Genomic DNA, 19775 nt, shown 5'->3' with positions numbered 1-19775 from the left:
TCAGACGACTGACAGAGGCAGCGCGTTCGGCCGCACCGGCGCGGGCAGATCCGACTCGCCCATGAGGTAGGCGTCCACCGCATGGGCCGCGCTGCGACCCTCCGCAATGGCCCACACCACCAGTGACGCGCCGCGATGCGCATCGCCGCACACGAAGACGCCCGGCGCGTCGGTCTGCCAGTCCGAACCGCACGACACCGTCCCACGGGGACTCAGCGTCAGGTTCAACCCGTCGAGCAGCGCCATGTGCTCGACGCCTTCGAAACCGATGGCCAGCAAAGCCAGGTCACACGGAATCTGCAGCGATTCGCCCACCGGGGTGATCTCACGACGTCCCGCGGCATCGCGGGTCACCCGGACCTCGGCTATCTCGATGGCCCGCACATGACCGCTGTCGTCGCCGATGAAGCGTTGCACCGCCACCTCGAATCGGCGGGCCCCGCCTTCGGCGTGCGCCGGCGAGGTACGCAGCACCAGCGGCCAGGTCGGCCACGGCGACAGGCTGTCGTCGCGGGATTCCGGTGGCTCGGTGTTGTAGTCCAGCTGGGTCACCGAGGCCGCACCCTGACGGTGTGCAGTACCCAAGCAGTCGGCACCGGTGTCACCGCCGCCGATGATCACCACGTGCTTGCCCGCCGCCGAGATCGGTGACATCCCGTCGCCCTCGCACTCCCGGTTGGCCGGCACCAAGTGCTCCATGGCGAGATGCACACCGTCGAGTTCCCGCCCGGGCACCTGGTTGTCACGTCCACGGAGGGCGCCGACGGCGAGGACGACCGCCTGGTGACGCTGACGCAGCTGTTCGACGGTGAGATCGACTCCCACCTCGCATTCGGTGACAAACCGGGTGCCCTCGGCCCGCATCTGGGCCAGGCGCTGATTGAGCACCGACTTCTCGAGTTTGTACTCAGGGATGCCATACCGGAGCAGGCCCCCGATACGGTTGTCCCGTTCGTAGACGGTGACCTCGTGGCCGGCGCGGGTGAGCTGTTGTGCGGCAGCCAAACCCGCCGGACCCGAGCCGACCACCGCGACGCTCTTGCCACTGGAGATGGCGGCCGGCGCAGGCTCGATGCTGCCGTTCAACCAGGCATGGTCGGCGATGGTCTGCTCGATGCGTTTGATCGTGACGCTGCCGCCGGTCTGGTCCTCGGCGATCGACAGCACACAGGCGGCCTCGCAGGGCGCCGGGCACAGCCGACCGGTGAACTCCGGAAAATTGTTGGTGGCGTGCAGTCGATCGCTGGCGGCGTCCCAACGACCACGTCGCACGAGATCGTTCCACTCCGGGATCAGGTTGCCCAGCGGGCACCCCGCCTTGCCGGAGTGACAGAACGGGATCCCGCAGTCCATACAGCGACGTGCCTGTTGCGCAACCTCGCCGGCCCGCTCGTTGGGGTCTTCCCTCTCGTACACCTCACGCCAGTCCCCTACCCGCTCCTCGACCGGCCGCTTGGCCGCCTCGAGTTTGGGGACACGAAGAAATCCGGTCGGATCAGCCACGGCTGGCCTCCATGATCGCGCTGTCCACATCACGTCCCTCGGCCTTGGCCATCCGGGTCGCCTGCAGCACACGCTGGTAGTCGGTGGGCATTACTTTGGTGAATTGGGCACTGCGCCTCGGCCAGTCGGCCAGGATGGAAGAAGCCAGGGTGCTGCCGGTGTGACGGACATGGCGGGACACGACATCGTGCAGCCAGGTGAGATCCTCGGCTTCGAGCCGCTGCAGTTGCACCATCTCGGTGTTCACCCGGGCCGCGTCGAGCCCGAGTACATAGGCGACGCCGCCGGACATACCGGCGGCCAGATTACGACCGGTTTTACCCAGGATCACCACCCGGCCACCGGTCATGTACTCACATGCGTGGTCGCCGACGCCTTCGACGACGGCCAGCGCACCCGAGTTGCGGGCGCAGAAGCGCTCACCGACCCGGCCCCGTAGAAACACCTCGCCGGAGGTGGCGCCATAGAGCAGGGTGTTGCCGGCGATGACGTTGTCCTCGGGGAGGAACAGCACGTCGTCGGGCGGACGCACGATCACCCGGCCACCCGACAGTCCCTTGCCCACATAATCATTGGCGTCACCGACCAGGTCGAGCGTGATACCCGGCGGCAGGAAGGCTCCGATCGACTGTCCGGCCGAGCCGGTGAGTGCGACGTGAATGGTGTTGTCGGGCAATCCACCCGCACCGTAGCGTCGGGTCACCTCGGACCCCAGCAAGGTGCCCACCGTGCGGTTGACGTTTCGGATCGGCAGCTCCAGGCGAACCGGGTGGGCGTCTTCGAGCGCACCCTCGGCCAGTTGGATCAGGGTGCGGTCCAGGGCCTGATCCAGCCCGTGGTCCTGGTCGCGGACCCGGCGTCGCTGGGTGATGTTGCCGTGGGCGTCGGTCATCACGGCGAAGAGCGGGCTGAGATCCAGACCGCGGCTCTTCCAGTGCGCCACACCGGGTTCGGTGTCGAGCACCTCAGCGTGACCGACGGCCTCGTCGATGCTGCGGAATCCCAGCTCGGCGAGGTGGCGGCGAATGTCCTCGGCGATGAACGTGAAGAAGTTCTCCACGAACTCGGGCTTGCCGTTGAACCGCGCACGCAACTCGGGGTTCTGGGTGGCCACCCCGACCGGGCAGGTGTCGAGGTGGCAGACCCGCATCATGATGCAGCCCGACACCACCAACGGCGCGGTGGCGAAACCGAATTCCTCGGCACCGAGCAACGCGGCCACCATGACGTCGCGAGCGCTGCGCAGGCCGCCGTCGCACTGCACGGTGATCCGGTCACGCAACCCGTTGAGCACCAACGTCTGCTGGGTGTCGGCCAGGCCGATCTCCCACGGCGCCCCGGCATGCTTGAGTGAGGTCAACGGCGCGGCACCGGTGCCGCCGTCGTAGCCCGAGATCAGCACCACGTCGGCGTGCGCCTTCGACACCCCGGCCGCGACCGTGCCGACTCCGACGCTGCTCACCAGCTTCACGTGGATGCGGGCATCGGCGTTGGCGTTCTTCAGATCATGGATCAGCTGGGCGAGATCCTCGATCGAGTAGATGTCGTGATGCGGGGGTGGTGAGATCAACCCCACCCCGGGCGTGGAGTGCCGGGTCTTGGCAATGTTCGGATACACCTTGTAGCCCGGAAGCTGCCCGCCTTCGCCAGGTTTGGCTCCCTGCGCCATCTTGATCTGGATATCGGTGGCGTTGACGAGATAGTCACTCGTGACGCCGAAGCGCCCTGAGGCGACCTGCTTGACGGCGCTACGCCGACGCGGATCATAGAGCCGGTCGGTGTCCTCTCCCCCTTCACCGCTGTTGGACCGCCCGCCGAGGTTGTTCATGGCGATGGCCATGGTCTCGTGCGCTTCCGCCGAGATGGACCCGTAACTCATCGCCCCGGTGTTGAAACGGGACACGATGGCCTCGACCGGCTCGACCTCCTCCAGCGGCACCGGCGGACGTAGGCCCTTCTTGAACTCGAACAGGCCACGCAGCGTCCCGCCTTCCCGCGACAGCCGGTCGACCTCTTCGGAGTATTTGGCGAAAATGTCGCGGCGTCCGGTTCGGGTCGAATGCTGCAGCAGAAACACCACTTCCGGGGTGAACAGGTGCAGTTCGCCTTCCCGACGGAACGCGTACTCGCCTCCGACCTCCAACCGGCGGTGCACCCGCTCGGTGGGGTTTTCCGGGTAGGCCCGCCGGTGTCGAAGTTTGACCTCTTCGGCCAGGGTGTCCAGCCCGACGCCGCCGAGCTGGCTGGTGGTGCCCGCGAAATACTCGTCGATGACCTCATGGCTCAGGCCAATGGCCTCGAAGACCTGTGCGGCGGTGTAGGACGCGACCGTGGAGATGCCCATCTTGCTCATCACCTTGACCACACCCTTGCCGAGCGCCTTGACGTAATTGCGCACCGCAGTGGCGGGTTCGATGCCGGTCAGCTCACCCTCGCGGATCAGGTCCTCGATCGACTCGAACGCCAGGTACGGGTTGACCGCGGCGGCTCCGAACCCGATCAGCATCGCGATGTGATGGACCTCGCGGGCATCACCGCTTTCCACCACGAGCGCAACCTTCGTGCGCTCCTTGGTCCGAACCAGGTGGTGGTGTACCGCCGACACCGCCAACAGCGATGGGATCGGAGCCCGGGTGTGGTCCGAATCCCGATCCGAGATCACCAGGGTACGAGCACCTTTGGCGATCGCTTCGGTGGCGCGCATCCGTAGATCGTCGACGGCTTCAGCCAGGCTCTCTCCACCGCGCTCGACATCGTAGAGTGCGCGCAGCACGGTGGTCCGCAGCCCGGGGTGCTCGCCGTCGTCATTGATGTGGACGATCTTGCCCAACTCATCGTTGTCCAGAACTGGCCAACGCAGCACGATTTGGCGACATGAAGCCGCCGTGGGCTCCAGCAGGTTCTCCTCAGGCCCCATCACCCGAGCCATGGAGGTCACCACTTCCTCACGGATGGCGTCCAGTGGCGGATTGGTCACCTGCGCGAACAATTCGACAAAATAGTCGTAGAGCAACCGCGATCGCTTGGACAGCACCGCCGTCGGCGTATCGGTGCCCATCGAACCGAGCGGCTCCGCGCCCGAGGCGGCCATCGGCGTCAGCAGGATCCGCAGTTCCTCTTCGGTGTAACCGAAGGCGATCTGGCGACGCACCACCGAGTCGTGGTTCGGCTGCGGGCGGGACCGCTCGGGCAGCGTGCTGAGATCCAGCAGGCCGGCATGCAGCCACTCGCCATAGGGTTCGGCCGCGGCCAACTGTTCTTTGATCTCGTCGTCACCGATGATGCGTCCGGCGGCGGTATCGACCAGGAACATCTTGCCGGGCTGCAGTCGGCCCTTGGCAACGATGTCGCCCGATGGCACGTCGAGCACACCGCTCTCGCTGGCAAGGATGATGCGGTCATCGACCGTGCGCCACCACCGGCCGGGCCGTAAACCGTTGCGGTCCAACACCGCACCCACCACGGTGCCATCTGTGAAGGTGACGCAGGCCGGACCATCCCACGGTTCCATCAACGAGGCGTGGAATTTCCAGAACGCCCGCTCGGCCGCATCCATGGTGGTGGCGTTCTCCCACGCCTCGGGGATCATCATCAGCACGGCGTGCGGCAGGCTGCGACCACCGAGGTGAAGGAGTTCGAGCACCTCGTCGAAGGACGCCGAGTCCGAAGCCTCCGGACTACAGATCGGTGACAGTCGGCTCAGATCACCTGGGATCTGAGCGCTGGCAAGCATCGCTTCACGGGCGTGCATCCGGTTGCGGTTGCCACGCACCGTGTTGATCTCACCGTTGTGGGCGACGAACCGGAACGGGTGCGCCAATGGCCACGACGGAAAAGTATTGGTGGAGAACCGGCTGTGCACGATCGCAATGGCGCTCACGCAGCGGTCGTCGCGCAGGTCCGGAAAATACTGCGGCAGCTGCATCGTCGTCAGCATGCCCTTGTAGACAATCGTCCGGCTCGACAAGGAGGCGAAGTACACCGCGTCCGGACCCGTGGCCTGCTCGGCCCGTTTGCGAAGCGGGTAGACCAAGCGGTCGAGTTCGATGCCGCTCCTTCGGACGCCCTCGATCTCCGGCGAAGCGACGAACAGCTGCGCCATGTGCGGCATGCACCCCAGCGCAGTGAGACCGATCTCGGCCCCTTCGGTATCGACGGGGACCGCGCGCCAGCCCAGCACTTCCAGGCCTTCCTCGACCGCCAACGCCTCGATGCGGGTGCGGGCCCGGCTGCGCGCGTCCTCGTCCTGGGGCAGGAAACAGATCCCGGCGGCGAAGGTGTTGCCACCGTCGACGGCCGGCTCGGGCAGAGCAAAATCGACCACGGCCCGCAGGAATTCGACGGGCAGCTGCAGCAGGATGCCGGCGCCGTCACCGCTGTTGGGTTCGGCCCCGGCGGCACCCCGGTGCTCGAGATGCGCGAGCGCGGTCAGTCCATCGGTGACAATGGCGTGGGAACGGCGGCCTTGAATATCGGTGATCATGGCCACACCGCAAGAATCGGCCTCATTGGTGGGGTCGTAGAGCCCCTGCGCATCTGGCAATGCCGAAAACAGCATTGGATCGCACCTCCGCACGTCCGGAACATCCTGGTCCCGGGACTGCACCGGCCCGAAGTTTCAGTGTATCAGTGCAGGTGGGCTACTACGGAGCGGTTAACGTCGGCACCAATGGGAAGCCGGGCAGGTTTCGGACCACGGTCCAGACCACCAGCGCCACCATGATCGTCACCACCATTGGCACCGGAAAGAGCGTTCGGTCCCGCCGCCATCGCACCAATAGCCACGCCGCCAAGATCGGCAGCCCGAACAATGCGAACACGTTGTCGACGACGGCCGCACCAATGTCACCGTGCAGGACGTCGTGCGTCATCCGCAGGCCGCCACACGCCGGGCAGTCCCACCCGGTGAGCGCCTTGAACGCACATCCGGGGAACAGGAAGCCGGGACGATGCGGGTCGGCAATCCCGATGTAGGCGAGTGCACCGATGCCCAGCGCACCTCCGGTCAGCAGCCCGTACCGGCCGGCGATCATCCCCGTGGGATGGCTAGGTTCCATCGCGCAACGGGCGCCCGAGTGGGTCGCGCACCTTGTCGGTCAGAATCAAGACAGCATCGATGATGCCCCAGATGAACGCGCCGATGCCGCAGGTGATGATCCCCACGATCAACTGGGCGATACCGAATCCGGTCTGGCCGAGATAGATACGCCCGATGCCCACCAGGCCGAACAGACCGAGCAACTGCAGCAGGCCGGCAATCACCTTGGATTTGTCGGAGAAGGGCTCTCCGGTGATCGGGTGGCGACCGTAGGGGGCGTTCGGATCTCCGTACGGCGACGGGTACGGCGGATAACCGGTCGGTGCGTGACCGGGCGGCGGCGGATATCCCGCCTGCGGCGGAAAGCTGGCCGACGACGGAGTGTCCGACGAGTTCGTGGTTTCGGACGGATCGGTCATACAGCCAGGATGCCAGAGACCGGATTCTCACCGGCGGCGACGCAAGGCACCGAAACCGGCGTCTTGGGTCCGCTTCGGGCGGGACAGCCTCATGTGTGGGCGTCGCGTTGTCCTGATTCCTCAGGCGCGCCTTCGGTGTGACACGAGCGCATCGCGGCTGAGCGGTAGGGGATGCCCGCTGTCCCCACTCACTCTGGTCACATCAGTCGCAAGTTTCGGGGCGATAACCGATGTGCCCGGCTACGAGCGACTTTTCAGCGACAATCGCCACACAGGCAACGCAGACCCCACCAATACCATTGTCGCTGCGCGTTTTCGGCTCTCCTGTACCACTGGCCCCATGAGCCTCATCTGCCCAGTGCCCGGTTACGAGCGACTCCGTCGCTGTTAGCTGGACAATCCGAATTACGTGACACGTGAGCTTCATGGGGCTTCAGGGGCGGGAGTATACATTGGTCGTGTAACCAATGATGCCTCTGGTGTCTGTGTGGCGATTGTCGCTGAAAAGTCGCTTGCAGGCGGGCAAAGCGTAGATGCTTCTGCGGGATCCGCTCAGCGGTTCCGACGCAACCAGCGTCGAAGACGGCCTTTGCGCTCCGCATCGGGAATCTGACCAAGCCCTTGCCCCGATGCTGATGTGTCCGGGACTGAATCAGATTCTGACTCGGCCTCTGAATCACTGCTCTCGGCCTCTGCCTCGGCCTCGGACTCGGCGGAATCCTCGTCCTCAGCCGCCTCAGCGCCGACAATGTCGTCAGACTCCCCGACCGACTCGCCGGTAGCAGACTCCCCTTCGATGGTTGCCTCGGCGGTCGACTGCTCGGCTTCATCGTCGCTGGCCGTTGCTAACGCAGGTTCGATGACCTCCCCGTCGTCATCGGCAACGGACTCCTCAGCGGTGTCGTCGACTGCTGACTGGTCCGCAGGTTCTACGTCCTCGATGGCGGCTTCGTCCTCGACCGACTCATCGGCAGCCTCATCGATCGGTTCGGCATCGTCGGCTTCGACATCCTCGACGGGATCGGCGTCTGACGCGTCTAGTTCATCCCCGGTTGAAACCTCTGCCGCGGCTTTGTCTTCAACGTCGGGCTCAGCTTGTGGCTCACGCGATTCATCTTCGGACGTCTGTTCTTCGACAGTCTCGGCGGATTCGGCCTCTGATGTGTCTGACGCGTCCTCGGCGTCAGCGTCGGCTCCAGCTTCGGGCTCGACCGATTCGCCAGCAGCCTCATCGACGCTGTCCTGATCGTCGACGGCGACTGCAGCCTCAGCCTCCGCCTCATCCGACTCGTCCTCGGAGGTCTCATCTTCGACGGCTTCTGCAGATTCGTCCTCTGCCTCGGCTTCGGCCGGCACGTCAGCACCTTCATCGACGGCGTCCTCACCGGCAACGATCGGCTCCTCGGATTCGGCTTCGGATTCGGCTTCTGCCTCCGCTTCGGAATCGGCTTCAACCGCCTCGCCAACAGCCTCATCGACGCTGTCCTGATCGTCGGACTCACCGCCCTCATCGGCGGCCTGTTCCTCGACGGTGTCTGCAGACTCAGCCTCTAACTCTTCTGACTCGTCACCGGCCTCGGCCTCGGCTTCGGCCGGCACGTCAGCACCTTCATCGACGGCGTCCTCACCGGCAACGATCGGCTCCTCGGATTCGGCTTCGGATTCGGCTTCTGCCTCCGCTTCGGAATCGGCTTCAACCGCCTCGCCAACAGCCTCATCGACGCTGTCCTGATCGTCGGACTCACCGCCCTCCTCGGCCGAAACCTCGGCCGCAGGCTCTTCTTCCGCGGCCTCCTCAAGTTCGGCGTCAGCTTCAGTTTCGGGTTCGTCCGCCGCTGAGGTCGCCTCGCTCTCTTCCTCAGCTTCGTCGTCGGCGCGCTCGTCGATGTCTTCCGATGCGGTGTCGCCCTCATCCTCAGGCTCGGCCGCCTCATCTTCATCGGGCTCGGTCGAGATCGCCTTCAGTTCGATGGCGGCGGCGGCTTCGGCGCCGTCGTCTTCACTGGCACCGACCTCGTCAGGATGCATGTGGTCGGCATCTTCGGCGTTCTCGTCGTCATCGTCCTTGCCGGCCACGGTCGCGGCGGCGACCACCCCGGTACCGGCCGCTGCGGCAACGAGTTCCTTGCCGAGTTCGTCTACCGCGGACTCGTCCTCGGCCGCGTCGTCCTCACCCTTGCCCGCCAAGGTCGCCGGGTCTTCCCGGCCCTTGGTGGCCAGCATGATGTAGATGATGGCGCCGATGAACACGAACGTGGAGGTGAAGGTGTTGACCCGGATCCCGGCGAATTCGGTAGCCGGGTCACTGCGCATCAGTTCGACGAGGAAGCGGCCCGCGCAGTAGCCGGCCACGTAGAGCGCGAACAGCCGTCCGTGGCCGAGTTTGAACTTGCGGTCAGCCCAGATCAGCAAAACGAAAACCAGGACGTTCCACAGTAACTCGTAGAGAAAGGTGGGATGGACCACCTTCAGTACCTCGCCGGTGGACACCCCGTTGAGGTAGTCGACGTTGCCGGCAGCGTTCACGCGTTGATAGATCTCCAGGCCCCACGGCAGCGTGGTGTCGCCGCCATACAGCTCCTGGTTGAAGTAGTTGCCAAGCCGGCCGATCGCTTGCGCCAAGATGATTCCGGGCGCAATCGCATCGCCGAAGGCAGGCAGCGGGATACCTCGCGTGCGGCAGCCGATCCACGCGCCGACACCGCCCAACGCGACGGCACCCCAGATGCCCAGGCCGCCTTCCCAGACCTGGAATGCCGCGCCGAGCCCCTTGCCGCCGGGCCCGAAGTACGTCGGCCAGTCGGTCAGGACGTGATAGAGCCGACCGCCGACGAGGCCGAAAGGCACTGCCCACAAAGCGATGTCGTAAATAACGCCGGCTTCACCGCCCCGCGCTTGCCAACGTCGGTCACCAATGATCAGCGCCGCGACGATGCCCACGATGATGCACAGCGCATACGCGCGTATCGGCACCGGGCCCAGATGCCAGACGCCCTGTGACGGGCTGGGCAGATACGCGAGCACGGTAGTGGTCAAGCTGAAATCCTCTGCCTAACGCCGTTGGCCAGTTCTTCGGTGAGGCGACGCACCGCATCAAGTCCGTCGCTGAGAGCCGACACCAGAGCCGACCCGACGATGACGCCGTCGGCGTAGGCACCGATCTCAGCGGCCTGAGCGCCCGAGCGCACACCCAAACCCACGCCGACTGGAATGTCGGACACTTCCTTGACCCGCCGCACCAACTCCGGTGCCGCGTTGGAAACCGCATTACGTGCCCCGGTGACACCCATGGTGGATGCGGCGTAGACGAAACCTCTCGAGGCGCTCACCGTCGCCGCAAGCCGTTCGGGAGTCGAGGACGGCGCCACCACGAAGATCCGGTCCAGATTGTGCGCATCCGACGCCGCGATCCAGTCGTCGGCTTCCTCGGGGATCAGGTCAGGCGTGATCAGACCATATCCACCGGCCGAGGCCAGATCCCGGGCGAAAGTGTCAACACCCTTGCGCAACACCGGATTCCAGTAGGTCATCACCACAGCGCGGCCGCCGGCGTTGCTGATCGCCTCGACCGCGGTCAAGGTGTCGCGTACCCGCACGCCACCGGCGAGGGCGGCAGCCGTCGCGGTGGCAATCGTCGGCCCGTCCATCCCCGGATCTGAGTACGGCAGGCCCACTTCCACCAGATCGCAACCGGATTCGACCATGGCAGTCATCGCCGCGACCGACGTCTGCACATCCGGAAAACCGGTCGGCAGGTAGCCGATCAGAGCGGCGCGGCCCTCGGAACGGCAGCCATCGAACAGCTCTGCCAGCCGGCTCATCCGGCGCTCCCCTCATCGAGCAATCCGAACCACTTGGCCGCAGTTTCGACGTCTTTGTCGCCGCGCCCCGACAGGTTCACCACGATGATCGAACCGGGACCCAGTTCGGGACCGAGCTTGAGGGCACCGGCCACCGCGTGCGCCGACTCGATCGCCGGAATGATGCCCTCCAACCGGCACAGCAGTGAGAACGCATCCATCGCTTCGGTATCGGTGATCGGGCGGTACTCGGCACGGCCGATGTCCTTGAGGAACGCATGCTCGGGTCCGACGCCCGGATAGTCCAGGCCGGCGGAGATGGAGTGCGATTCGATGGTCTGACCGTCCTCGTCCTGCAACAGGTAGGAGAACGACCCCTGGAACGCGCCCGGCGAGCCGCCGGTGAAGGTTGCCGCGTGCCGCCCGGTCTCCACGCCGTCACCGGCTGCCTCGAAACCGACGAGCCGGACCGTCGGATCGTCGATGAACGCGTGGAACGCGCCGATCGCGTTTGAGCCGCCACCCACGCACGCGGCCACCGCATCGGGCAACCGGCCCGCTTGATCGAGAATCTGAGCTCGCGCCTCCATGCCGATGATGCGCTGGAAATCGCGGACCATGAGCGGGAACGGATGCGGGCCTGCCGCCGTCCCGAAGCAGTAATAGGTGTTGTCGGCGTTGGTGACCCAATCGCGGAACGCTTCGTTGATCGCGTCCTTGAGGGTCTTGGAACCGGACTCCACCGACACCACGGTGGCACCGAGCAGCCGCATCCGCGCGACGTTGAGGGCCTGGCGGGCGGTGTCCACCGCACCCATGTAGATGATGCATTCGAGATCCAGCAACGCACACGCGGTCGCGGTGGCCACACCGTGCTGGCCGGCACCCGTCTCGGCGATGACCCGGGTCTTGCCCATCTGCCGCGCCAGCAGCGCCTGCCCCAGGACGTTGTTGATCTTGTGAGAACCGGTGTGGTTCAAGTCTTCTCGTTTGAGGAAGAGGCGCGCGCCGCCGGCCTGCTCGGACAGCCTGGTCGCCTCGTACAGCGGTGACGGCCGGCCGCTGTAGTGCCGCTGCAAACGATCGAGCTCATCGAGGAACGTCTGATCGCCCCGTGACTTCTCGTAGGCCGCGGTGACCTCTTCGATCACGGCCATCAGCGCCTCGGGAACCAACCGGCCGCCATAGGAACCGAAATGGCCGCGGGCGTCGGGGTCGTGAACGGTGGGTTCGGCAACGCCTGCGCTGGAGCGGGGCAACTCGGGGCCCGCGTGATCCGCCATCAATATGTCTTTTCGTACGAGCGGCTCATTGCCTGTTTCAGCGAGCCGGTTTCGGGCAGGACGGGTGCGTACCGGCAGTAACCAGATCGGCAACCGCACTGCGGGGATCCCCGCTGGTCACCACACCCTCACCGACCAGTACGGCATCGGCACCCGCGCCGGCGTAGGCCAGCAGGTCAGCGGTTCCCCGGACGCCGGACTCCGCGACGCGGATGACGTTACTGGGCAAGCCGGGAGCGATCCGGGCGAAGCAGTCGCGGTCGACCTCCAGCGTTTTGAGGTCGCGGGCATTGACACCGATCACGGTGGCCCCGGCGCTCAGCGCGCGGTCGGCCTCCTCTTCGGTGTGCACCTCCACCAGAGCCGTCATCCCGAGGGATTCCGTGCGCTCCAGCAGCGATTCCAACACCGACTGCTCCAGCGCCGCGCCGATCAGCAACAACATGTCGGCGCCGTGCGCCCGGGCCTCGTGGATCTGGTACGGCTTGACGATAAAGTCCTTGCGCAGCACCGGAATCGACACTGCGGCCCGTACCGCGTCCAGGTCGGCCAGCGAGCCGTTGAAGCGGCGCTGCTCGGTGAGCACGCTGACGACTCGCGCGCCGCCGGCCTCGTACGCCTGCGCCAACTCGGCCGGATCGGCGATGTTGGCCAACTCCCCCCGAGACGGGCTGGCCCGCTTCACCTCTGCGATCACGGCAATTCCCGGTTCACGCAACGCCGCCATCACATTGAGCGGAGGGGGTGCGTCCTGGGCCCGCGCCTTGATGTCAGCCAGGCTGATCACGGCCTCGCGGGCGGCTACGTCGGCGCGGACTCCCTCGATGATGGAGTCGAGCACAGTGGCCGAACTCATCGCCCGTCGGTTCCTTTCTGGTGCCTCCGGGCCGGTCCCGGTTGCCCTCCCTCGAAGGGTAGCCGTCGGCCCTCCCTCACCTTTCACCGGCCCTTATTGTCTCTGATCAGTGCCGTCACCGGTCGGATCCTGCCCTTCGTCGAGCGCGTCCCACAGCATTCGCTCCGACATCGGCTCACCACTGTCATCTCGCTTGACCGCATCGCGCCGTGCGGCCGGTGCCGCGTATCGCCCCGCAATCCCACGCTTGGCGCTGTTGGCCGAGCGCATCAGCAGCACCGCACCCGCCAGCGCACACACCGCGGCCACCAGGGTCAGCATCGCGCCGCCGTAGGACCGACTGGTTCCAGTCAGCTGCCATACCGGCACTAACGCCAGGTCAGCGGCCCGAACCCCGACATCCTTGATCGCCCACAAGCTGATTGCCAGGTAACCCATGCCCGCGCTGGCCGCGGCGATCAGCAGCGCCAGCAACCGCAACGGCCAGCCGCGCACGGCCAGCACCGCGACCGCCGCGGCCAGCACCAGCAATGCCAACGGGATCAGTGCCGTCGACCAGGTCGCGCCGGTCAGCGTGGTGGACTTCGGCTGGCCCAGCCCGTCGGCCGAGGCCACCTCGACCCAGGTCATCCGTGATGCCACCCACAACAGCACGGCCCCGACGACAAACAGCGCCTGCGCCACCCTTGTCACGGTTCGGCCAATGTATCGGCGGCGGCGATGGCGTTGAGCACGGCTTTGGCCTTGTTCGCCGACTCGTTGTATTCGTACGGTCCGTTGGAATCGGCCACAACTCCCCCGCCGGCCTGTACGTAGGCCGTGCCATTGCGCATCAGTGCGGTGCGGATGGCGATGGCGAAGTCGGCATTGCCGGCGAAATCCAGATAGCCGAGCACCCCGCCGTACAGGCCCCGTCGGGTCTTCTCGACCTCTTCGATCAACTCCATCGCCCGGACCTTGGGCGCTCCTGACAGGGTGCCCGCCGGGAAGCAGGCCGTCACCGCGTCCACGGCCGTCTTGTCGGCGGCGAGCTCACCGGTCACCGTCGAGACCAGGTGCATCACGTGGCTGTAGCGCTCGATGTGGCTGTAGTCCTCGACGCGGACGGTCCCCGGGCGGCACACCCGGCCCAGGTCATTGCGTCCCAGGTCGACCAACATCAGATGCTCGGCGCGCTCCTTGTCGTCGGCCAGCAGCTCCTTCTCCAGCAGCACATCTTCTTCTTCAGTGGCACCGCGCCACCGGGTCCCGGCAATCGGGTGGGTGGTGGCCCGACCATCTTTCACCGTGACCAACGCCTCCGGGCTCGAGCCGACCACCGAAAAATCAAGGCCGCCATCGACATCGGGCACGTTGAGCAGGTACATGTACGGGCTGGGGTTGGTCACCCGCAGCATGCGGTACACGTCCAGCGGGTCAGCGGCGGTATCCATCTCGAACCGCTGTGACGGCACCACCTGGAAGGCTTCGCCGGCTTCGATGTCGCCGACGAGCTTCTCGACGATCGCGGTGTACTCCTCCACCGTGCGCTGGGATCGGTGCTCGGGCTGGGGCCGGCTGAAGGTCGCCACCGCCGAGGACAGGGGTTGGCCGAGGGCCGCGGTCATCACATCGAGGCGTCGCACCGCGTCCTCGTAGGCCTCGTCGACGCGTTCGTCTGTGCCATTCCAGTTCACCGCGTTCGCGATCAGGGTGATCGTGCCCTCATGGTGGTCCACGGCGGCGATGTCGGTGGCCAGCAGCAGCACCATGTCCGGCAGGCCCAGATCGTCAACCGCCAACTCGGGCAGCCGTTCCAACCGACGCACCATGTCGTAGGCGAAGTACCCGACCAAACCCGAGGACAGCGGTGGCAGATCCGGCACTGCCTCGGTCTGCAGGAGGTCGAGGGTGGCCCGCAAGGCAGCTAACGGATCACCGCCGCTGGGCGCATCCTTGGGGGCGGTGCCCAGCCATACCGCTTCGTCGTCGCGGACAGTCAAAGCGGAAGGTGCGCCGGCGCCGATGAACGACCACCGTGACCACGAGCGGCCATTCTCGGCCGATTCGAGCAGGAATGTGCCCGGGCGGTTGGCAGCAAGCTTGCGATAGGCCGACAGCGGCGTCTCACTGTCGGCCAGCACCTTGCGGGTCACCGGGACCACACGATGCTCAGCGGCCAGCGCCCGGAAATCCTCGCGCGATGTGGTGCGGGTGAGGCTGTCGGGGGTGGTTTGCACAGACCAATCCTCCCAGATGGACCGAGCAGGACTGGCATGCAGACGGCGTAGCGTGAGCGACCATGACACAGATCAGGACCGGTGACACGGTTCCCGACTTCGAACTTCCCGACCAGACCGGCACGATCCGCAGCCTGACCAGCCTGCTCGCCGACGGGCCGGTCGTGCTGTTCTTCTATCCGGCCGCGATGACACCCGGATGCACAAAGGAGGCCTGTCACTTCCGAGATCTGGCCGCCGAGTTCGCCGCCGCCGGGGCGAACCGGGTCGGTATCAGCACCGACCCGGTCACCAAGCAGGCGAAATTCGCCGACATCCAGAATTTCGACTATCCGTTGCTCTCCGATGCCGACGGCAAGGTGGCCGCCCAGTTCGGTGTGAAGCGTGGTCTGCTCGGCAAGCTCATGCCGGTCAAGCGGACCACGTTCGTCATCGACACCGACCGCACGGTCCTGGCGGTGATCTCCAGCGAGATCAGCATGGACACCCACGCCGACAAGGCACTGGAAGTGCTCAAGGCGCATTGACTGCCCTCAGCACCGCCGCCATCGACGCTGCGAGCACCGAATCGCTGCGCCCGCACGCCCATCCGGTGCGACTGGGCGACCGGTATTCCAGGTAGCTGACGGCGGTGCTGCCGATCGACTGTTGGGTCAGGCTCAACACCTCGACCGGATGGCCAATCTCGGCGAGCGCGGCCCGCAGTGCATCCACCGGGCCGATGCCGCGATGGCTGCTGGTGACCGTGCTGCCGTCGAACACCAACGTCAGGTCGGTGACCGCGGCGGCGCCGTCGCCGCCGGTGTGCCAGTCCTTGAGTTGCACCGGCCCGGCCGCATCCAGATAGGTCGCCTCGAACAGGTCGAACAGTTCGGCGGCAGTCACCTCCGCGCCGCTGTCGTCGGTGTACGCCTGGACGTGACGGGCGAAGTCGATCTGCAGCCGACGAGGCAGCTCCAGCCCGTACTCCGCGGCCAGCAGGTAGGCGATGCCACCCTTGCCCGACTGGGAGTTGACCCGGATCACCGCGTCATAGGTGCGGCCGATGTCGGCCGGATCGATCGGCAGATACGGTACCCGCCAATCGATTTCGTTCTCCGGCTGTCCGGTGTCCGCGGCCCGCCGGCGATGTTCGGCGAAACCCTTCTTGATCGCATCCTGGTGGGTTCCGGAGAACGCGGTGTGCACCATGTCCCCGACATAGGGATGGCGTTCGTGGATCGGCATGCGGGTGCAGTGGCTGACCGTGCGCGCGATCTCGTCGATGTCGGAGAAATCGATCATCGGATCCACGCCCTGGGCATGCAGATTCAACGCCAGGGTGGCGATGTCGACGTTGCCGGTGCGTTCGCCGTTGCCGAAGACGCAGCCTTCCACCCGCTGCGCACCGGCCAGCACCGCGAGCTCGGCGCAGGCGATGCCGGTTCCCCGGTCGTTGTGCGGATGGACCGAGAGAATGACGCTGTCGCGGCGGGACAGGTTGCGATGCATGTACTCGATCTGGTCGGCATAGACGTTCGGGGTGGCGATCTCGACGGTGGCCGGCAGGTTCAGGATGACCGGGCGTCCCGGGGTGGCGTGCCACAGCTCGGTGACCGCGTCGCACAACTCCAGCACGTAGTCGGGCTCGGTGAGGTTGAACACCTCCGGGGAGAACTCGAACCGCACGTTCGGCATACCGTCGGTGAACTCGAGGACGTCACGTGCACCGGCGTAGATGAGCTGGCTCAGCTCGCCTCTGGTCTTGCCCAGCACGACATCGCGCCAGGTCGGAGCGGTGGCGGTGTACATGTGGATGACGACGTCGTTGCTGATGCCGCGCACCGAGTCCACGGTTCGTTCGATCAGGTCGCGGCGCGCCGGGACGAATACGACGATGGTGACGTCCGGCGGGGCGATGTCGGACTCGGCCAGCAGTCGGACGAAGTCGAAATCGGTCTGCGAGGCGGACGGATACCCGACCTCGATCTCCTTGTAGCCCATGGCCACCAGCAGCTCGAAAAAGCGGCGCTTGCGGGCGGGATCCATCGGCTCGGCCAGCGCCTGGTTGCCGTCACGCAGATCGACCGGCACCCACAGCGGTGCGGCATTGATCCGCGCCGCGGGCCAATCTCGTTGAACCAGTGGAACTTCGACCCGGTCGTAGACGCTGGCGTAGCGATGGGATGGCATTTGGGAGCGGCGCTGGCGGTTCCAGGCCGGTGCGGTGGCCGGGATTTCCCCGGCCGGGGTGTTGATGGTGGGAAATGCAGAAGTGGTCATGAGGGTGCCTTCGGTCGGATTGGAGTTCGACCGGCGCGACACAGCCCCACGGCAGGAGGCCGGTCGATTCAGGCCCCGCCGCGGCGGCTAAGCAGGAGCACGCGCGTCATGATGGCTAGACTGTACACAACTCCTCAGACAAGTAGACAGGTTGTGATGACCTCCCAAGTTCGGCGTCACCCGCTGGCGGCCCAGACCGCCCAGCTTCTGCTGGCACGCATCCGCCAGGGCGAATGGCCGCTCGGCCATCGTCTTCCCGGGGAGACGACCCTGGCCGCGCAGCTCGGTGTAGGCCGTTCCACCCTGCGCGAAGCCATCCGCGAACTGTCCGGCAAGGGCGTGCTGGAGAGCCGGCAGGGTGCCGGCGTATTCGTCACGGCGCTGGACGCCACCGAAGACTGGGACACCGTGCTGCGCCGGGCCACCATCGTCTCGGTGATCGAGGCCCGTATCGCCATCGAAGCCGAGGCCGCCGCGCTGGCCGCAAATCGACGTACTCCCGCCGATCTGCGCGCGATCCGTCGCACCTTGGCCGCCCGCGGGGTGACCGGTCAGTCGATACCCGACCACGTCGACGCGGACATGGCGTTTCACCGTACGGTGATCGCCGCGGCCCACAACGAAGTGTTGATCCAGTTGTTCGACGCGTTCCTGCCACGCCTGCGGCTGGCCATGATCGACATGCTCAAGATCCGGCCGATCGCCTCCGAACCGTGCGACCACGCCCTGCATCAACAGTTGGCCGACGCGATCGTCGCCCGAGATCCCGAGGCCGCTGCGGCAGCCAGCAGAACCCATTTGAGCTCATTGAAGGAGTCTTTCGCATGACCCCGGTCCTCGATATCGCCGAGGTGACGTTCCGCCGCGACGGCAAGCAGATCATCGACGGCATCTCGCTGACAGTGCAGTCCGGTGAGCACTGGGCACTGCTGGGGCCCAATGGCGCCGGCAAGAGCACACTGCTGGGTTTCTGTGCCGCCGTGACGTTTCCGACCTCAGGCACCGTGCACGTGCTGGGCGGTCAGATGGGCCGCACCGACCTGGCCGTGCTGCGCCGCTCCATCGGCCACGTGAACCCCCGGCATCGGCTGCAGTACCCGCTCACCGTGCGCGAGGTGGTGCTCACCGGCATCACCGCCACCATCGACATCGCCGCGCACTGGACGCCCACCGCCGAGCAGGTGCGCCGCGCCGACGAACTGATCGACACCGTGGGGCTGTCTGCCCGGGCCGACGCAATCTGGCCTACGCTGTCGCAGGGCGAACGCGGCCGCACCTTGATCGCGCGGGCATTGATCGCCGATCCACAGCTGCTTCTGCTCGACGAACCCACTACCGGTCTGGACGTCGCGGCCCGCGAGCAGTTGTTGGAAACGCTTGACACATTGGACGACTCGCACCCCGACATGGCTTCCATCCTGGTGACCCACCACCTCGAGGAACTGCCCACCAGCACCACGCACGCGTTGTTGATCGCCCACGGCCGCACCGTCGCCAGCGGCGCCGCCCACGACGTCGTCAACACCGAGCACGTCAGTGAGGCCTTCGATCACCCCGTGGTGGTGGGATATCAGGACGGCCGATGGAGTGCGCGGGCCAAGGCCAGCTCTCGGGTCTTGTAGTCGCTGTTCAGGCCTCTGCCGGGGTGTTGCGACGCCGACGTGCCTCACGGTGCCTGGTCACCGGTGTGGTGTCGATGACGCGGTTGACCATGGTCGCCAGAAAGCGCGAAGGCTGGAGCTCGGGCGGCACCGTGTCGTGCCGGATGGCGATGTCCGGCAGGGTCGCCAGGGCTTCGTCGACGGCAGCTGTGGCCACGTCGACGATCTCGAACAGCGCGTCTGGCTCGGCCTTCTCGAGGCTGTCGACCTCCTCGTCGGCGGACTCGGCGACCTCGGAGTCATAGTCGATCATCACCAACGCGACCGCGTGATACGCGTCGTCCTCGGTGCCGAGTTTGCCCAGCAGGTCGATCAGCCACTCGGCCTTGTCCGGTTCGGTGGTCAGGATCGTCGAGCGGAGGCCGTAGACGAATCCGAGCGCCGAAAGTGGATGGCGCAGTCGGAGATTCTTGGCGTCACCGTAGCTTTCCTCGACGCGGTTGGCCGCATTTTTGCCGAAGCTGGAATCCATCCGTTTGGTGCTGATCAACAATTCCGGGCCGGTATCCCAGTCGGACATCACCACGTCGACCTGTTTCATGTAGTGCTTGCCCAGCACGCTGGCGCTCGACCCGGCAACACCTTTCATCGACCGTTGCAGCCGCTGCTCGATCAGGTGGCGTTCCTTTTGTGGCAAGGCCTCCAGCAGATTGGCGATCGCGCTGGATGTCTGGTTGGCCTATGAGCTGCGCCGCGCCGGGTTTGATCCCGACGCCGTGTGCCCACGCGCCACC

General features: G+C 66.0%; 16 protein-coding genes. 4 read left to right on the top strand and 12 right to left on the bottom strand.

Annotated features, from left to right (window positions below):
* The 10 genes from A5740_RS15295 to A5740_RS15250 form a co-directional block, all read right to left on the bottom strand.
* Positions 1 to 1503: a glutamate synthase subunit beta gene (locus A5740_RS15295; protein WP_076195335.1), complete on the bottom strand. Its 1503-nt coding sequence runs from the start codon at positions 1501 to 1503 to the stop codon at positions 1 to 3.
* A complete protein-coding gene (gltB, locus tag A5740_RS15290; protein WP_076195334.1) occupies positions 1496 to 6061 on the bottom strand; it encodes a glutamate synthase large subunit in 4566 nt (1521 codons plus the stop codon). The genes A5740_RS15295 and gltB overlap by 8 nt, the downstream gene beginning before the upstream one ends.
* A gap of 85 nt (positions 6062 to 6146) precedes the next feature.
* The gene (locus A5740_RS15285; RefSeq protein ID WP_076195333.1) at positions 6147 to 6560 is read right to left on the bottom strand and encodes a DUF2752 domain-containing protein; all 414 of its coding nucleotides are present in this window, start codon (positions 6558 to 6560) and stop codon (positions 6147 to 6149) included.
* On the bottom strand, positions 6550 to 6960 hold the full coding sequence (locus tag A5740_RS15280) for an NINE protein (protein WP_076195332.1): 411 nt from the start codon (positions 6958 to 6960) through the stop codon (positions 6550 to 6552). Before A5740_RS15280 ends, A5740_RS15285 begins: the two co-directional genes overlap by 11 nt.
* A 552-nt stretch (positions 6961 to 7512) precedes the next feature.
* Positions 7513 to 9996, bottom strand: a complete 2484-nt coding sequence (gene lgt, locus A5740_RS15275; RefSeq protein WP_139335148.1) for a prolipoprotein diacylglyceryl transferase — start codon at positions 9994 to 9996, stop codon at positions 7513 to 7515.
* Complete coding sequence (gene trpA / locus A5740_RS15270; protein ID WP_076195331.1) at positions 9993 to 10781, bottom strand: tryptophan synthase subunit alpha; 789 nt, start codon at positions 10779 to 10781, stop codon at positions 9993 to 9995. Before trpA ends, lgt begins: the two co-directional genes overlap by 4 nt.
* A complete protein-coding gene (gene trpB, locus A5740_RS15265) occupies positions 10778 to 12043 on the bottom strand; it encodes a tryptophan synthase subunit beta (protein ID WP_076195330.1) in 1266 nt (421 codons plus the stop codon). The genes trpA and trpB overlap by 4 nt, the downstream gene beginning before the upstream one ends.
* A 37-nt stretch (positions 12044 to 12080) precedes the next feature.
* A complete protein-coding gene (gene trpC / locus A5740_RS15260; RefSeq protein WP_076195329.1) occupies positions 12081 to 12899 on the bottom strand; it encodes an indole-3-glycerol phosphate synthase TrpC in 819 nt (272 codons plus the stop codon).
* Positions 12900 to 12992: 93 nt separating this feature from the next.
* Positions 12993 to 13592 (bottom strand): TIGR02234 family membrane protein, encoded by a 600-nt coding sequence (locus tag A5740_RS15255; protein WP_076195328.1) that lies wholly within the window; start codon positions 13590 to 13592, stop codon positions 12993 to 12995.
* Entirely contained in the window at positions 13589 to 15118 is a 1530-nt protein-coding gene (locus tag A5740_RS15250) for an anthranilate synthase component I (protein ID WP_076195327.1), read from the bottom strand. Before A5740_RS15250 ends, A5740_RS15255 begins: the two co-directional genes overlap by 4 nt.
* Before the next feature lie 71 nt (positions 15119 to 15189).
* On the opposite strand from A5740_RS15250, the gene A5740_RS15245 reads away from it, so the two are divergent.
* On the top strand, positions 15190 to 15645 hold the full coding sequence (locus tag A5740_RS15245; protein WP_175616264.1) for a peroxiredoxin: 456 nt from the start codon (positions 15190 to 15192) through the stop codon (positions 15643 to 15645).
* On the opposite strand, the gene A5740_RS15240 is transcribed toward A5740_RS15245, so the two are convergent.
* Complete coding sequence (locus A5740_RS15240) at positions 15632 to 17380, bottom strand: 2-isopropylmalate synthase (protein WP_083654153.1); 1749 nt, start codon at positions 17378 to 17380, stop codon at positions 15632 to 15634. The two genes, A5740_RS15245 and A5740_RS15240, sit on opposite strands and share 14 nt — an antisense overlap.
* A 156-nt stretch (positions 17381 to 17536) precedes the next feature.
* On the opposite strand from A5740_RS15240, the gene A5740_RS15235 reads away from it, so the two are divergent.
* Both A5740_RS15235 and A5740_RS15230 read left to right on the top strand, forming a co-directional pair.
* Entirely contained in the window at positions 17537 to 18208 is a 672-nt protein-coding gene (locus A5740_RS15235) for a FadR/GntR family transcriptional regulator (protein WP_076195325.1), read from the top strand.
* Entirely contained in the window at positions 18205 to 19002 is a 798-nt protein-coding gene (locus A5740_RS15230; protein WP_076195324.1) for an ABC transporter ATP-binding protein, read from the top strand. The genes A5740_RS15235 and A5740_RS15230 overlap by 4 nt, the downstream gene beginning before the upstream one ends.
* 7 nt (positions 19003 to 19009) lie before the next feature.
* Here the strand turns inward: A5740_RS15230 and A5740_RS15225 are convergent, their stop codons facing one another.
* Positions 19010 to 19582, bottom strand: a complete 573-nt coding sequence (locus tag A5740_RS15225) for a hypothetical protein (protein ID WP_254849199.1) — start codon at positions 19580 to 19582, stop codon at positions 19010 to 19012.
* A 7-nt stretch (positions 19583 to 19589) separates the two neighbouring features.
* On the opposite strand from A5740_RS15225, the gene A5740_RS29110 reads away from it, so the two are divergent.
* Positions 19590 to 19775, top strand: a 186-nt coding sequence (locus tag A5740_RS29110; protein WP_254849198.1) for a hypothetical protein, incomplete at its 3' end; no start/stop codon positions are given.

This window comes from Mycobacterium sp. GA-1841 (assembly GCF_001954135.1).
Classification (GTDB): Bacteria; Actinomycetota; Actinomycetes; order Mycobacteriales; family Mycobacteriaceae; genus Mycobacterium.
Note: the sequence above shows the minus strand (reverse complement) of the source record. Positions and strands in the feature narration are given on the sequence as shown.